Origin of the sequence: Prevotella sp. oral taxon 313 (genome assembly GCF_003043935.1) — a bacterium.
In the GTDB taxonomy this organism is placed as follows: Bacteria; Bacteroidota; Bacteroidia; order Bacteroidales; family Bacteroidaceae; genus Prevotella; species Prevotella jejuni.
In genome coordinates, this window is the sequence record NZ_PYXE01000001.1 from 2,246,851 (window position 1) to 2,264,416 (window position 17,566).

Sequence of the window (17,566 nt, forward strand, 5' to 3'; positions counted from 1 at the left end):
AATGCCCAAAGGCACACACCCTCTAAAAGGTATCTTTTATTTGTTATTGTTTTACGAAAGAATACTGACCAGTGATGTCGTTGAAGTAAACTGTGTACGTTCCCTTCAAGTTACGAACGTTCTTGCCACCCTTAGTTGCAACGCCGTATGGGAAGTTTTCAGCACCCCAATTTACATCCCAAGTACCATTAGCAGCAAACTTACAGCCCTCACCATCAGCACCTGTTGACTTCTCAGCGAATGTCACTGTAGCCTTCCAATCGTGGTTCTCAACAACAGAAGTCTCGGCAGTCATTGGTGTACCACCTGCAACAGTCCAGCCATCGTGCTTGCCTGGCAATGCCATTGAAGTATAGACAGTAGGTGCAGCACCAGTGTAAGGTACAATCTTTAACTTAGGATTCTTTGTATCGAATGTAATCGTATAGTAGCCTGCTGTTGGCACTTTAATATCTGATGAGCCGCCATCGTTATATTTGAAATCACCAAAGCTTGCGCCCTGACCAACCTGACCATCATCCCAACTTGCAGGGTTCTTCTTCAACTTGAAGCCTGCTGTTGATAGATAACCAGTCCAAGAGATAACGCCCTTACCTGTTTTCTTGTCATATTCCTGACCTTCCTGTGGAAGCAAAGGTACGACCTGACTATTGCCCCATGAGCCATCACCGAAGTTACCACCAACGAGATACCAGGTCTCAACAGGAGCATCAGATAGCTCAACATAATAAGGAGCAACGCTTACTTTAACAGCATTTGAATAGATGGTATCACCATTAACAAGTGAATAAACACGTGCATAGAGGTCTTGGCTGGCTGGCACATGACCATCCTCATAACGCTCCATCTTCTCTATTGCGGTCGCAAGTTCGGCTGCGCTAACCGACGTACTACATGTTCCTGTTGGTGTTCCTACTGGTGCGTAGTCGCCACGTTCAGCATCCATATCAACCACCTTGTCGACTGATTTAGTCCACTTATTGGTAGTTGAGAATTGCATACCATACTCGGCAGCTATCGGAGCACCATATTCTGGCTGTGACCAAGTGAAGTTCAACTTATCAGCAACCTTTAGGTCAACTGTCTGTGCAGCATAGGTAGGAGTATTCAGCTTGAATGTCTTTGGTGTTTGAAGGGTTGGATTATGGTCCAAGTCCTTGTCACAAGCAGAGAACAACGCTACACCTGCACACAATAACAATGATGACTTTATTATTGATTTCATATTAATTATCATTTAATCATTTATGTTCTATTCGATTGTTCAATCTTCTTTCTATCCAATACTTAGCCTCTGGTGTGCGCCATCAGCTAAGTATTGGCATATACCTTAATTATATCCTTGGTTCTGAACAAGATTTTCGTTGGCAGTCAAGTCAGATGAAGGAATAGGGAAGAGATTGAGGTGAGTATCAAAGTTACGGCCGCTCTTGACGCCACCCTTCCAACTCCAGTTATAGTTAACATTACCTCCAAAGTAACCGAAACGTATGAGTGTTGTGCGACGGAGACCCTCGAAGTAGAACTCACGGCTCCATTCGTCACAGATCTGACGCAGAGAATAAGCGGTATGAGTGGTAGCGTGCGCACGACTACGTATTGCGTTGATGTATTGTGTACCATCCGTTGTTGTTGTTCCACCATTCATACGAGCATCAGCCTCTGCATATATCAGATAAGCTTCAGCAGCACGCATGAGGAAGAAATCGGTATCTGGGAAACTTGAGTTATGGCCAGCAGAACCGTCCGTCTTAAAGTTAGTGAACTTACAAACGGCAAATCCGTTGGTAAACACTTTCACATCAGTTTCATTATTACCATTATCTACGTTTCTACCATCACCATCGAAAAGCGCACGATCATCATCGGCAGCAGCTGGCATAGCGTATGCACCAATATTAGGAGCGTCATTGTTAGGGAAGAACTTCTGTACCAAGTCTGGGCGCATGCGGTTACCAGCCCATCCTGCTGTTGTGTTGTTACCCTTTGTAGTAGCATCCTTTATATGCTCGCTGTTGTCATTTGAGCCAGCCATGAGGTAAAGAGTTGTACCGTATGAGGTAGTTGTCTTACCATCTTGGAGGATTGGGAAGATAGCCTCAACAGATGCTCCACTCTCGCCATTATCGCCCATGAAAAGCTGTTGATAAGCACTCCACTGTCCTTTCTTAGTTGTGTAGAGCTTATAAGGAGAGTCGATGACCTTCTTTGCATATAGCTTAGCATTAGCCCAGTCAGCTGTACCTGTATATACCTCAGCGTTCAGATAAAGACGAGCTAAGAGCATCCATGCAGCAGCCTTATCAACACTACCATAGCCAGCAGTAGCTGATGTCTTTGGTTGTGGTTCGCCTAACTTAGGCTCAACATTGGTCTTTAGTTCATCAACAAGCCACTTGTAAAGATCAGCACGTTCAATACGAGCTGGATTACTAGACGATATTGCTGTCGTAAATGGTACGTTACCGAACTCATCCAAGAGGTAATAATAGTTCAAAGCACGGAGGAAACGAGCCTCAGCAGACATCTTTTCGTTATGGTCACCATAGTCAGCAAGATACTGATTACAGTAAGTAATACCTGCGTAAAGACGGCTATAAAAACCCTTCAACATAGGATGTGAGGCATCGTAAGTATTGAAGTTGAAGTTAAGAATACCTTCATCACCACCCCAAGCACAGATGGCTTCGTCGGTTGTAAGCTCTTGTGTATTGAACAACTGACGGATATAACCACTCGTACCACCATCTATACCATCGACATCACTATCACCATTAGCTCCTCCATTACCTGCCATTGCGATGGTGGCATAGCACTTGTTTAAGGCGCTTTCAGCCTTTGTATTAACCTTTGTCTTTAGGTTTGGATCAATTGGATTAACATCCAAATCACTTGTACAAGAGGTTAGTCCTACAGACAGCATAAAGGCTGCTGCAGAGAATATATATTTAATGTTATTCATTGTAACTACTCTTTAATATGGATTAGAAATTCAAGTTCAGACCCAAGATGAATGATATTGGACGTGGATAGAGGTTATTGTCAATACCATTGAATACCTCTGGATCAAGTCCCTTATACTTAGTAAGACAGAACACATTGTTCACTGTACCATAAACGCGACCAGAGATTCCATTCCAAGTATTCTGTTTGAGAAGGTTAGCGAAACTGTAACCAAGGGTGATATTATCCATCTTTAGGAATGAAGCATTCCGTACCCAGTAATCAGTCTGTATAGACTTTGTCTCTGTTGTCTGCCAATTGTCAGCCAAGACGTCCGTTGGACGGTTAACAAGAAACTTACTCTTTGAGAACAACTCAGAGTTTGACATGTTGGCAACACTTGCGAAAGCATCATTGTAAACATAGTTACCAAGACTTGCACGGAGAGCAAAACCAAGGTCCCAGTTACGATACTCAAAGCGAGAAGCAAAGCCCATGGTTACTGGAGCAGCAGGTGCCTTGTAATAATACTTATCTGCATCTGTAATCTTGCCATCACCGTTGCGGTCAACAACCACACCTTCTATTGGCTTACCGCTCTTATCATATACCTGCTGGAAGACGTGGAATGAGTTGACAGCATTGCCTACATGCTGTGCCTGAATGTTACCACCTGTACCAGCAGAGATACCACCTGTTGGAACAAAGTAGTCTGCATCATTACCACCATTTAGGTTAGTAATCTTATTATAGTTATAGGTGAGGTTGTAATCCATTGTCCAGTTGAAATCCTTAGCGTTCACTGCCAACCAATGGATACTTGCTTCAACACCCGTGTTATACATCGAACCGATGTTACTCATTACCTGGTTACGGAAGTTTGAACCAGCTGACACTGTTGCACTATTAAGCAGGTCGCTTGTCTTACGATAGTACCAATCAACGCTACCTGTAAGGCGCTGCTTAAGAATACCCCAATCCAATCCTACATTATAAGAGGTGGTTGTCTCCCACTTCAGACTTGGGTCGTATGCCTTTGGACGTGCTAACGTACCATCGCCATAGACAGGATAGTAAGACTCGATACCTGTATTCATCTCATAAACAGCGAAGTAGTTGTAATCACCAATACCTTCTTGCTGACCAGTCATACCCCAGCTAAGACGTAACTTGAGATCAGACAACCAATCAATCTGCTTCAATAGGTTCTCTTCGTTCATACGCCAAGCGAAAGCAAATGATGGGAACAATGCCCAATGCTCCTTGAAACGTGATGAGCCATCCTCACGTACAGTTGCTGTTACCATGTAACGACCATCCATCAAAGACCAGTTTGCACGACCGAAGAAGGATACAAGGTAGTTCTCTGTCGCATAGTCATACTTGGTGCGGTTGCGTTCTGTACCAGCAAGTGTCGCATCGTTGTTTGTCTTTGGGTAGTAGCTCCAATAAGAGTTATGCGTGTTATGCCAGAAATGAGCCCATTCATAACCTGCCATAATATCGAAGTGGTTCTTCGCTTTATCATTGAAGTCATGATAGTATTGAGCGTATGCAGAAAGTTGCATATTGCGCTTCAACTGTGTTTCCCATCCGTATGAACCATAATAGGTTGCCTGTGGAGAAGCTGGATCTACATCTGTATCTTGACGACCCTTAGCGATATCTATACCAGCTGTAACATGTAAACGGAGGTCTTCAAAGCCGTGTACTTTATAGTCAACATCGGCACTTCCCAAGAAATCACGGCTGATAGCACGGTCGTTCTTTAGGTTAAGAATAGACACAGGGTTCTTTGTTGCCAATGAATAATAGGTTTGTGGCCATGTAGGGTCATTGAGAGCTGTACCAATATCTAACCATTGGTAATAACCTCCGAAATTATCAAATCCATTAGCACGAACTGGCTGTGTTGGGTCAAACTGGCGTGCAGCCTTAATTGCCTCACCATCAGCATAGCGGTTCTTAGTCCACATTCCCTTTGCATTCAACGTCACCTTCAAGTGGTCGTTCAAAAGTGAAGGGTTCAAAGTCAAGGCTCCTGTAAAACGTTCAAAGTTAGAAGTTTTGATGATACCCTGCTGGTTTGTGTATCCAGCACTTACACGATAAGGCAACCAATTAGCTGCCTGACCAGAGATAGCTACGTTATGGTCATGTCCAATAGCTGTACGGAAGATTTCATTCTGCCAGTTAGTATTAGCCTTACCAAGACGTGCATAAGCTGTTGGAACTTGATTACCATTAGCATCGAGGGTGTAGAGATCAGTACCAAACTTATTTGCTATGAGGCTACGATACTCGTCAGCAGACAACACATCAAGATTCTTTGAATTTCTACTCACCGTAAAGCTACCATTATAAGACACCTGCAAGCCACGACGTCCCTTCTTAGTTGTAATGATGATAACACCATTTGAACCACGAGAACCATAGATTGCAGTAGCTGAAGCATCCTTCAAAACGTTGAAAGACTCAATATCCTGTGGGTTTACGAGTGACAGTGGATTGCTAACACCCTTAATACCTGTCTGGTCCATAGCCACACCATCAATCACAATCAATGGATTGTTAGATGCATTAAGAGATGAACCTCCACGAATGCGGATATTAGAACCGCCACCAGGAGTACCACCATCGCTTGTCACACTCACACCGGCAACTTTACCAGCGAGCATATCCTGCGCATTAACGACAAGACCCTTATTCTTGCTGTCTGGCTTTAACGCTGTTACAGAACCCGTAAGGTCACTCTTCTTAACAGCACCATAACCAATAACAACAACCTCGTTCATCTGCTGCGCCTGGTCTTCTTGAAGAGTAATAACCATACCATTGGCAGCAGCCACCTGCTGCTTCTGGAACCCAATGTAGGAGATTGTCAAAGTTGCACCCGGCTGTACATTGACAGAGAAGTTACCATCAAGGTCGGTCACAGTACCATTACTTGTCCCATTGATAAGGACAGAAGCACCAATGATTGGCTCACCAGTAGCATCCTTCACCTGTCCCTTTATCGTAGACTGCGCAAAGGCACTAACTGAAAGGAATAGACTCAATAATAGTGTCACCATCCTAACAGGAAATTTGCATTTTACCTGCTTCATCTTTGTTATTGTTAAAGTAATTTATAAATTGATTAAAGTAATATATTCGTTTAGCTCTATCAAAGTTAGGTTAATAGCCGTTTTATGGGCTTACTCTGCTGCAAAGTTAGTTGAGATTAAGCTACTTTATACTATTTTTGCGTTGAATTTGCAAAATAGTAAGCGCAAACGATTGCACAAACAAATATAAAATAAATAAATTGATATAGGTCAACAGATTTGTAAAAAATGTGTATATTTGCGTTATAAAACAATGTGATAGACTAAAAACAAGGCTAAATCGCATGAGTGACTCAACCAACATAACAATGAAAGATATAGCACGCGACCTCGGAGTCTCCGTTGCTACAGTCTCTCGTGCGCTCAAAGACAGCCCTCGAATATCTGCTGAAAAGAGAGAGGAAATAAAGAAGTATGCACAAGAACATAACTTCTACCCTAACATCCTTGCAGAGAGTCTGCGCAAGAGTAAGGTACAGCCGATGAAAATTATCGGTGTTATCGTCCCTCAACTCGACCATTTCTATTTCTCATCTATCCTCTCTGGCATAGAAGAAGAGGCTTCCTCACGTGGCTATCGACTTATGGTTGCACAGAGCAAAGAGAACTATGAGAACGAAGTTAAGATTTGTCGGGCTTTCTCAGAGAGTAAGGTATGCGGCATCATCGTTTCACAAGCGAAGAATACTACTAAGTATGACCATTTCCAAACACTCTTAGAGAAAGGTGTACCACTGGTCTTCTACGATCGTATCAGTACGGGCGTCAATGCCAGCCGAGTGGTTGTTGATGATTATATGGGTGCCTTCACGGCTGTCACACACCTTATTAATATAGGCTGCAAGCGTATTGCTTATTATGGTACTTCGTTAACAATGGAAATAGCAAAGAACCGCTATAACGGATACCGCGATGCCCTACTAAAGAATGGGATGCATCCTGATGAGCAACTGATAAGGAACTGCGACAATAGAGCAGATGCCGAGCTTATTACTCCAGACGTTATGCAACTTCCTCAACCACCAGATGCGTTCTTTGCTGTCAACGACGACACAGCTATCGGTATTCTCTATTCCTGTAAACGATTAGGGTTTCGTGTGCCTGAAGACGTCTCTATCTGTGGTTTTACTAATGGTCAACGTGCCATTGCCTGCGATCCTATGCTGACAACTGTCGAACAACGGGGAGTACGCGTGGGTGAAGAGGCTGCAAGTATTCTCATCGATCAAGTGGAGGGAAGACTTCCTAAGAATCGTGTGGAGAGACGAGTGGTGAGGACAAGACTCATCCTTAGAGGGACAACAAGGTGAGAGAATCTCCCCCAACCCCTCCGAAAGAGGGGAGTGCTGAGGACTTTATTGGGCATATTAGCCCTATAGGCCTTATAAGCCTAATAGTCCTCTCTTCAAAAGAAAACAAACAACACAAGCTTCGTACACCCTCTTCAGAGGGAGTCAAAGAGGCACAAAAACTAACATAACAATGAAACAAAAACCTAACTTAAGCTTCTGGCAACTTTGGAATCTCAGCTTTGGATTCTTTGGAGTGCAAATTGCCTACGCACTACAGAGCGCCAACATCTCTCGTATCTTTGCAACTTTAGGTGCTGACCCTCATAATCTTAGCTACTTCTGGATACTCCCGCCTCTAATGGGTATCGTCGTGCAACCGATTGTTGGAACACTCTCTGACATGACGTGGACACGCTTCGGACGCCGCATTCCTTTCCTCTTCGTAGGTGCAGCCGTTGCTGTTCTTGTGATGTGCCTTTTGCCGAATGCAGGTTCTTTAGGTATGGCTGTCTCTACGGCTATGATATTTGGTCTCGTCTCATTGATGTTCCTTGACACAAGTATCAACATGGCTATGCAGCCATTTAAGATGTTAGTAGGCGACATGGTCAACGAGAAACAAAAAACGCTCGCCTACTCTATTCAGAGCTTCCTCTGCAATGCTGGCTCTATTGCAGGCTATGTTTTCCCCTTCTTCTTCACTTTCTTAGGTATCTCCAACCAGGCTCCGTCGGGTGTAGTACCTGACTCTGTGGTCTATTCTTTCTATATCGGTGCAGCCATCCTCATCCTCTGTGTTATCTATACCACAGCCAAGGTAAAGGAGATGCCACCAAAGGTTTATGCCGAATACCATACCGTTGAGAAGAAAGAAGAGACTTCTAAGTCTAATGTCTTCACCTTATTAAAGTTTGCACCATCAACCTTCTGGAAGGTAGGTTTGGTACAGTTCTTCAGCTGGTTTGCCTTTATGTATATGTGGACATACACCAATGGAACCGTAGCAGCCAACTGTTGGGGTGTTGATATGCTTGCACATGATGCGACGATGACAAAGGGTTATCAGGAAGCAGGCAACTGGGTAGGTATTCTCTTTGCCATTCAGGCTATAGGATCAGTAGTCTGGGCAATGGTTCTTCCACAGTTCAAGAACACCAAACTGGCATACTCCTTCTCGCTTATCTTAGGTGCTGCAGGTTTTGTTCTCGCATCCTTCGTACACGACCAATACGTTCTCTTCATTCCATTCCTCCTCATCGGATGTGCATGGGCAGCTATCTTGGCAATGCCATTCACCTTCGTCACCAACGCACTTGAGGGTTATGGGCACATGGGAGCTTATCTCGGACTGTTCAACGGAACTATCTGTATACCACAGATTATTGCTGCTGCTATTGGCGGAGTGATACTTCAGATGGTTGGTTCCGTACAAAGTAATATGATGATTGTAGCAGGTGTTTCCCTCTTCCTCGGTGCACTCTCCGTTGGAATTATCAAGGTGAAGCGGCCTGCATAACAAGGGTAACAATAACTTTTTTATAATCTCTCTGAATTTAAGGGTGTGCTGAAAAGTGTTTCAGCACACCTTTCCTTTTGCTTGCCATCGGTTTTCTTTCAGCTTATCAATCCTAAACAGAAATCTAAAGTAGCGTCTAAGCGCTGCCTACATTTAGTTTTCTATCATCTTACCGACACTAAACAGAAACTTAGGATAGCGTGTAAGACACGCTTACAGTTAGTTTTCTATCGCCTTATCAATCAACGAGAAAAACATTACCTTTGGTTTTCTTCATCCCAATCCACCTCTTTTCTTCGAATTATTTTCATGAAAAAAAATATTTTTCTTCATGAAAAAAAATATTTCTTTTCACGTAAATAAATATTTCTCTTCATGAAAAGAAATCATAAAAGACAATGGGTTCGGTAGGAAATAGACGTTATGAATGTTGTAAATCACCATGTATAACCATCGAATAAACATCTTCCTATACGTTCGCCAACCATCGTTTACAAGTATTATAGTCCTTATCACAAAGTTTATTCCTCGTTATTCAACCAAGATGCCACAATCCAACTCGAGTTGTGTTTGGGCTAAACAACAACGATAAAGACTACCGACACGCAAGGAAAAGATTGTTAGAAGACCGTGAAAACCAAGTTTTATCCATCCTCATAGAGCGACAGTTCATTAGCCATGAATTATCACCAATCTGTCACTATGCAAACGATTGCATATAAATTGATATAAATCATGTGTATGGGTGTTGCTTTTTCTAATTAATATTATTATCTTTGAAGCAAAATAACTACCCAACTCTATGAACATACAATTTCACATAGACTACCAGACCTATTACGGTCAAGACCTTGTCTTAAACATCATTACAGGTCATCATAACGGGGCTGTTGAGGCCTCACAGTACAGAATGCGCACGTCAGACGGCTACCACTGGGAGGTAGAAGTGAAGAAGGACGCTAAGCCTGGAACGCATATTGAATATTACTACAGTATTCTCTGTGGCGATAACGAGCAGCGGAAGGAATGGGGCGTACTCCATCATAAATTAGATTTCGATACAGAACGCAGCCTGACCTATCGTGTTTACGACCACTGGAGTGACATTCCTGACAACGCTTACCTCTACACCTCTGCCATCACCGATTGTGTTGTTGGTAAGAAGGTAGCTAAATGTAAGCTTAATAACTATAACAAAGCTGTCACACTGAAGGTGCGTGCACCACAGTTAGGAGCTACCGATGAGCTCTATCTCGTTGGTGCTGAACCTGCATTGGGTGCTTGGAATGTGAAGAAAGCACTCAAGATGGTACAGCATAACATCAACGAGTGGAGTTATACCTTAGATGCTTCAAAACTCGTTGGAGACCAGATTGAGGTGAAGTTCCTCATTAAGAACAATGATAATAATGAGAATATTGTATGGGAATACAGCGACAATCGCACCTTGACATTGCCTACAATGGAGGAAGGCGACGTTGTTGTATATGAGTTGGCAGAAGCTGCTTTCCCACTCCCAGCCGTTCGCGTTGCAGGAACATTGGTCCCTCTCTTCTCTCTCCGTTCGCAGACAAGCTTCGGTATTGGCGACTTTGGCGACTTGAAGAAGATGATTGACTGGGTGAGTATGACCCATCAGCGGGCTTTGCAAATTCTTCCTATCAACGATACAACTATCACACATACTTGGACTGACTCCTATCCTTATAGCTGTATCTCTATCTTTGCCCTCCATCCTCAGTATGCTGACCTTACCTCACTACCTGAGTTGAAGGATAAGGAACAGCGTGAGAAGTTTGAGAAACTGCGTAAGGAGCTTAACGCTCTACCACAGATTGACTACGAGCGAGTGAACGATGCGAAGACAGAATACCTCCGTCTGCTCTTTGAACAGGAAGGAGAAAAGGTGCTCGAAAGCAGTGCTTTCAAGACTTTCTTTGCTGAGACAGAGAGCTGGCTCGTACCTTACGCACAGTATTCATACATGAGAGACAAGTTTGGCACAGCCGATTTCTCTCACTGGCCAGACCATAAACAATGGGACGAGGCCGACCGTAAGGCTCTGTCTAACCCTAAGGACAAGGCATATAAAGAGGTGGCTTTCTTCTATTACGTACAGTTCGTACTGAGTAGTCAGCTCAAAGCAGTACACGAATACGCACAGGCTCACAAGATTATCCTTAAGGGTGACATCCCTATTGGCGTCAATCGCTATGGCTGTGACGTATGGACAGAACCACGCTACTTCAACCTTAACGGTCAAGCTGGTGCTCCACCTGATGATTTCTCAGTAAATGGTCAGAACTGGGGGTTCCCTACTTACAACTGGGATGAGATGATTAAAGACGGATGTCAATGGTGGGTAAGACGCTTCCAGAATATGGCGAAATACTTTGATGCTTACCGCATCGACCACGTTCTCGGCTTCTTCCGCATTTGGGAAATACCTATCCATTCGGTACACGGCCTACTTGGTCAGTTCTCTCCAGCACTCGGTATGAGCCGTGAGGAGGTGGAAGGCTACGGTCTACATTGGCAGGAGGAACTATTCACAGAACCATTTATAACAGACTGGGTGCTCGACCGTATTTTCCGTGAGCATGCTGAGGAGGTGAAACAAAAGTATGTTGAACACGTATGGGGCGACAGATATAAGATGCGTCCAGCCTTTGATACACAGCGAAAGGTGGAGAAAGCATTTGCTGGTAAGACCTCTGATGTAGATATCTGGTTGCGTGATGGACTCTACGCTTTGATTAGTGACGTTCTCTTCGTTCGTGATCACAAGGATCCAAACCGCTTCCATCCACGCATCAGCGTACAGTTCGATTTCATTTACGAGACACTCTACGATAGTGATAAGGCTATCTTTAATAAGCTCTACAACGACTACTACTATCGTCGTAACAACCAGTTCTGGTATCAAGAGGCAATGAAGAAACTACCTAAGTTGGTCAATGCAACTCGTATGCTTGTCTGTGCAGAAGACTTAGGAATGGTTCCTGATTGCGTGGCATGGGTGATGAACGAGCTTCGTATCCTCAGTCTTGAGATTCAAAGTATGCCTAAGAACCCGAAGGTGCGCTTTGGCTATCTCAGTGAGAACCCTTACCGCAGCGTTAGCACCATATCTACTCACGACATGGCTACCCTACGTCAGTGGTGGGATGAAGACTGGGAACGTACGCAAGACTACTTCAACAGCATGCTACATCGTGGTGGTCCTGCTCCTCACCCATTACCAGGTTGGTTGGCAAGAGATATCGTTAGCCGTCACCTGACATCCCCAAGTCTACTCTGCATCCTCGGTATTCAAGACTGGATGAGCATTGATGAGGAATTGCGTCTGGCTGACCCTAATGCCGAGCGTATCAATGTTCCGTCTAATCCAAAGCATTACTGGCGTTATCGTATGCACGTTAGTATTGAAGACTTGATGAAGAATAAGACATTCAATGAGCAGATAACAGACCTGATCTATCAGGCTGCTCGCTAATAAGAATAGGTGATGATGGCCGTTATAAGTCATTATAACGATCCATCATCACTTATCACTAAACACCCAACACCCAATGAAACTCAAATATAACATAGCGGCTTCTGTGGCCGCTTTTATACTCTCACAGAGCGTTGCTGCACAACAACGCTTTAACGAGATGACGTATTCTCCTAACGAAACAACCTTCCGACTTAACGCTCCCAACAAACCAACGCTTCGCCTTTATGAGTCAGGAAGAGGTGGAAAAGCCTACAAGAAGGTTAAACTTACGCAGAGTGGCGATAACACATGGACTACTACTGTGAAGGGAGACCTCAAAGGTAAGTTCTATACCTTTGATATCGGACATGGCGAAACACCCGGTGTCTTTGCCAAGGCCGTAGGTTGTAATGGTGGACGTGGTGCCGTCGTCGATATGAAGGAGACTAACCCTACAGGCTGGGAGACCGACCGTCGTGTGCCAACTAAGAGTCCGGCAGACCTTATCATCTATGAGTTGCATCATCGTGACTTCTCTATTGACCCCTCATCGGGCTTGATGCACAAGGGTAAATACCTTGCTCTGACTGAGAAAAAGGCTATTGACTATTTGAAGAAGTTGGGTATCAACGCTGTACATATCCTCCCTTCGTTCGACTTTGCTTCGATAGATGAGTCCAAGCCTGACGTCCCACAGTATAATTGGGGGTATGACCCATTGAACTATAACGTACCAGAAGGTAGCTACTCATACGATGCCAATCTGCCAACACGCCGTATATTGGAGTTTAAACAGATGGTACAAGCATTGCACAAGGCGGGTATCAGGGTGATCCTCGACGTTGTTTATAATCATACCTTCGACCTTGCGAACAGCAACTTCGAGCGTACCTATCCTAAAGCCTACTATCGATACAAAGCTGATGGTACTCCTTCTGATGGCACGGGATGCGGCAATGAGACGGCAAGTGAGCGTCCTTTGATGCGCGAGTATATGTTGGAATCAATGAAGTATTGGGTGAATGAGTATCATATCGATGGCTTCCGCGTTGACCTTATGGGTGTGCATGACATTGAGACGATGAATGATATACGTCGTGAACTTAATGCTATCGACCCAGAGATATTTGTCTATGGAGAGGGATGGAGCGCTGGTACGTGTGCTTACCCTCACGATAAGTTGGCTGTGAAAGCTGCTATCCCACAGATGCCTGGTATTGCGGCCTTCTCTGATGACATCCGTGATGCCTTGCGTGGACCGTTCTCTGACGACCACAAGCCCGGTTTCCTTGGTGGTATTACAGGCTTGGAAGAAAGCTTGAAGGCGGGTATTGCTGGTATGATTGAGCACCCACAGGTAGACTACTCGAAGGTGAACTATTCTAAGAAACCATACGCCCTTGAGCCAACTCAGATGATTTCTTATGTTAGCTGCCACGACGACATGTGTCTTGTCGACCGTCTGAAAGCTTCTATTCCAGAGGCTGAATATGACGAGAATGAGCTGATTCGTCTGAATGAACTTGCCCAAACGGCTATCTTCACATCGCAGGGTGTACCATTTATGCTCTCTGGTGAGGAGATGCTACGTGATAAGAAAGGGGTGCATAACTCGTATAATTCACCCGATAGTATCAATCACCTCGATTGGAATAACCTCAAGACTTATCCGCAGGTATTCAACTATTACAGTGGACTCATCAGTCTTCGCAAGAATCATCCAGCCTTCCGATTGGGCAAAGCCGACCTCGTTCGCAAGCATCTTGAGTTCCTCCCTGTACAGGATTGTTTGGTTGCCTTCCGTCTAAAAGACCATGCTGGTGGGGATAAATGGAAGGATATATACGTCATCCTCAATGCTAACAAGGAGCTTCGCACCGTCAATATCCCTAAGGGACAGTACACTATTGTGTGCGCTAATGGCGAGGTGAATGAGGCTGGCTTAGGTCAGATGGAAGGTGGCGAGGTAATGGTTGATGGCCAGTCTGCCCTTATCCTCCATAACTAAGAAGCTGACCTCTCCCCCACTCCTCCCACGAAAGGAGGAGTGCTGACCATTCAGCAGATTATTAATAGCTGTTAAGGATATTGGGGTTATTGGCCCTATTAGGCTAATTAGGCTAATAAGCCCAATACCACAGCAGAACAAATTACCTATTATAAACCTCTAACAAATGACGAACTATCCTACTCTTTCACACTTTCAAAAGATTTGGAAGACGCTTTTATTCTTACTTCTCTTATCAACATCTATGACCGCTCAGAATAGTACGGCAGCTCCTAAGAAAGCCAATAAACGCACAGCTTCACCCGACGTAACCCGCATTGACCCTACTAACTGGTTTGCTGATATGCAGGACCCAACGCTGCAGCTGATGGTGTATGGCAAGGACATTAAGTTTGCAGACGTCACAACAGACTATCCTAACGTAAAAATTGACTCGCTTGTACGCCTCGACTCACCTAATTACCTCCTTGTTTATCTTAACTTAAAAGGTGCGAAACCGGGTGAGATAAACCTTACCTTCTCTAATAAGAATGGTAAAAAAACAACTAAGAAGTTCCAACTAAAGGCACGTGAGATGGCTGGAGCAGACCGCAAAGGCTTCGATATATCGGATGTTTTGTATATGTTGATGCCCGATCGTTTCGCCAATGGTAACCCAAAGAACGATGTAATCAAAGGGATGGAAGACCAGCTCTGCAACCGCAATGAGCCAAGTCTTCGACACGGAGGCGACCTTGAAGGACTCCGCCAACACCTCGACTATTTCACTGACCTTGGTGTTACTGCCCTCTGGCTCACCCCTGTATTGGAGAATGATCGCCCTGCCGATAATGGTAAAAACAGTACTTACCACGGCTATGCGACCACCGACTACTATCGTGTTGACCCTCGCTTCGGTACGAATGAGGAGTATAAAGCCCTCGTTGACGAATGTCATAAGAAGGGCTTAAAGGTGGTAATGGATATGATTTTCAACCATTGTGGAGACTATCACCCATGGGCTAAGGGTACACGCATTGATGAAAACGGCAAGACAATCAAAGACTATCCATCAAAAGATTGGTTTAACAGTCCTAACTATGGGCTACAAACAAGCTACAAGCTTACACCAGTTCTCGACCCATACGCCAGCAAAGTGGATATGAAAGAGACTGTTGACGGATGGTTTGTACCCTCTATGCCTGACCTCAACCAGCGTAATCCGCACGTTATTAAGTATCTGATTCAGAATTCTATTTGGTGGATTGAGACCGTAGGCATTGATGGAATCCGTATGGATACTTATCCTTACGCAGATCGACAAGCCATGGCTGATTGGATGAAGGTGCTCAACAAGGAATATCCTAACTTCAACACCGTTGGCGAAACATGGGTAACAGAACCTGCTTATACGGCAGCTTGGCAGAAAGACAGCAAACTCTCTGACATTGACAGCAATCTAAAAACGGTGATGGACTTCGCCTTCTTCGATCGTCTTTCGCAGGCAAAGAACGAGGAAACAGATGATTGGTGGAAGGGATGGAACCGCATTTACAACTCTCTCTGCTATGATTACCTCTACACTGACCCATCTTCTGTGATGGCATTCATTGAGAATCACGATACTGACCGCTACCTTGGCAATGGCAAGGACTCAACGGCTTTAAAGCAGGCATACGCTCTCTTGCTGACTATGAAGCGTATTCCACAACTCTATTATGGTACCGAGATTCTGATGAACGGTACAAAAACGGAAACAGATGGTAATGTGCGACAAGACTTCCCAGGTGGTTTCCCTGGCGATAAGGTCAACAAGTTCACACGTGAAGGCCGCACCAAAGCCGAGAATGCTATGTTTGATTGGACCAGTCGCCTACTCCATTGGCGACAGAACAACGATGTAATCATCAACGGTTCTCAGACACAATTCATTCCTCACCATGGTGTTTATGTACTTGCTCGTCAACATAATGGCAAGACGGTCCTCACCATCCTCAATGGTAAGAAAGCTGACAACCAAGTCGATGTAGCCCGCTATGCCGAAGTAATTGGTTCACATACCACTGCAACCGATGTCCTTACAGGTGCTACCGTAGACCTTACAAAGAACATTCCTTTGGTACAACGACAAGCAATGGTGCTCAGCTTCTAATTCCTCTGTAAGTTAGAAGGATTATATAATTATTAATTACGCATTAGACAATAGCACAAAAACTTTTCATACACGCAATATATAGGCAATAGCTACTGACTCTATTTGGTTGCTATTGCCTTTATTTTTCTTTCTTATCGAGTAAATATAGCCTTCAAACATACCAAGAACTTATTACAAACACAATCGATTTTTAGGTACAAATTTAAAGGAACAAAAAAGAAATGACCTATTAATAAAAAGGCTACTCACTTGTTTTATTCATAATAAAAGATTATCTTTGCATCGAATGGTAAAACATTTATATATCATAGCAGGATGTAATGGGGCTGGAAAGACAACTGCCTCTATGACAATATTACCAAAAACTCTTTTGGTAAAGGAGTTTGTCAATGCCGATGAAATAGCAAAAGGATTGTCACCACTCAACCCTGAAGGTGCAGCCATTGAAGCAGGAAGGTTGATGCTTCAACGAATAGATTACCTCTTAAGCAAAGATGAGTCATTTTCTATTGAAACAACACTTGCTACTCGCTCTTATATAAAACTCATAGAGAAGGCACATCAAAGAGGATTCGTAGTCAATCTCTTATTCTTTTGGCTACCATCACCAGAGCTTGCAAGCATACGTGTAACAGAAAGAGTAAGAAATAGCGGACACAACATTCCTAAAGACATAATATACAGAAAATATGTATTGGGAATATCAAACCTATTTAACTTGTTTATGAATAAGGTTGATATATGGTCAATATATGATAATAGCATACAACCTAAAGAGCGTATTGCTTTTGGAGGAAATAGTATAAGAACCAGAATTAGTAATGACGTAAAATTTAGAAAGATAAGAAGTTATGTCAAATAAAGAAATAGAAGCCTATTTAAAAACGATTGAAGAAGGATTCATTGAGTCAGAACGAATCTTGTTAAAAGAGAAAGCTGCCAAAAATGAACCTGTCATCAATTGTGATGAAAACGGTAATATTGTTAGCATTCCAGCGAAAGACATTATTGCCAGACACCGTCAGTATCAATAAAAAGCCTATTATCATCCAATAAAGGCTATCCGAAACTCCGATAGCCTTTATTGT

Annotated in this window: 10 protein-coding genes; 7 read left to right on the top strand and 3 right to left on the bottom strand. The window is 43.7% G+C overall.

Annotated features, from left to right (window positions below; genetic code table 11):
• Positions 1 to 43: 43 nt before the first annotated feature.
• The 3 genes from AXF23_RS08865 to AXF23_RS08875 form a co-directional block, all read right to left on the bottom strand.
• The gene (locus tag AXF23_RS08865) at positions 44 to 1,225 is read right to left on the bottom strand and encodes a SusE domain-containing protein (RefSeq protein WP_107625845.1); all 1,182 of its coding nucleotides are present in this window, start codon (positions 1,223 to 1,225) and stop codon (positions 44 to 46) included.
• A gap of 105 nt (positions 1,226 to 1,330) precedes the next feature.
• Positions 1,331 to 2,962, bottom strand: a complete 1,632-nt coding sequence (locus tag AXF23_RS08870) for a RagB/SusD family nutrient uptake outer membrane protein (protein ID WP_107625043.1) — start codon at positions 2,960 to 2,962, stop codon at positions 1,331 to 1,333.
• A 22-nt stretch (positions 2,963 to 2,984) separates the two neighbouring features.
• Positions 2,985 to 6,050: a SusC/RagA family TonB-linked outer membrane protein gene (locus tag AXF23_RS08875; protein ID WP_107625044.1), complete on the bottom strand. Its 3,066-nt coding sequence runs from the start codon at positions 6,048 to 6,050 to the stop codon at positions 2,985 to 2,987.
• A gap of 284 nt (positions 6,051 to 6,334) precedes the next feature.
• Here AXF23_RS08875 and AXF23_RS08880 point away from each other — a divergent pair, with 284 nt between their 5' ends.
• The 7 genes from AXF23_RS08880 to AXF23_RS08915 all read left to right on the top strand — a co-directional run bounded on the left by AXF23_RS08880 (position 6,335) and on the right by AXF23_RS08915 (position 17,512).
• Positions 6,335 to 7,360 carry a LacI family DNA-binding transcriptional regulator gene (locus AXF23_RS08880; RefSeq protein ID WP_107625045.1) on the top strand — a complete coding sequence of 342 codons (1,026 nt, stop codon included), beginning with the start codon at positions 6,335 to 6,337 and terminating at the stop codon, positions 7,358 to 7,360.
• Between the two features lie 172 nt (positions 7,361 to 7,532).
• A complete protein-coding gene (locus AXF23_RS08885) occupies positions 7,533 to 8,858 on the top strand; it encodes an MFS transporter (RefSeq protein ID WP_107625046.1) in 1,326 nt (441 codons plus the stop codon).
• A gap of 802 nt (positions 8,859 to 9,660) precedes the next feature.
• On the top strand, positions 9,661 to 12,354 hold the full coding sequence (locus tag AXF23_RS08895) for a 4-alpha-glucanotransferase (protein WP_089365276.1): 2,694 nt from the start codon (positions 9,661 to 9,663) through the stop codon (positions 12,352 to 12,354).
• Positions 12,355 to 12,430: 76 nt separating this feature from the next.
• Complete coding sequence (gene pulA / locus AXF23_RS08900) at positions 12,431 to 14,344, top strand: type I pullulanase (RefSeq protein ID WP_107625047.1); 1,914 nt, start codon at positions 12,431 to 12,433, stop codon at positions 14,342 to 14,344.
• Positions 14,345 to 14,588: 244 nt separating this feature from the next.
• The gene (locus tag AXF23_RS08905; RefSeq protein WP_370445513.1) at positions 14,589 to 16,475 is read left to right on the top strand and encodes a glycoside hydrolase family 13 protein; all 1,887 of its coding nucleotides are present in this window, start codon (positions 14,589 to 14,591) and stop codon (positions 16,473 to 16,475) included.
• A gap of 289 nt (positions 16,476 to 16,764) precedes the next feature.
• Positions 16,765 to 17,340, top strand: a complete 576-nt coding sequence (locus AXF23_RS08910; protein WP_107625049.1) for a zeta toxin family protein — start codon at positions 16,765 to 16,767, stop codon at positions 17,338 to 17,340.
• Positions 17,330 to 17,512: a hypothetical protein gene (locus tag AXF23_RS08915; protein WP_004358753.1), complete on the top strand. Its 183-nt coding sequence runs from the start codon at positions 17,330 to 17,332 to the stop codon at positions 17,510 to 17,512. The genes AXF23_RS08910 and AXF23_RS08915 overlap by 11 nt, the downstream gene beginning before the upstream one ends.
• Positions 17,513 to 17,566 lie beyond the last annotated feature (54 nt).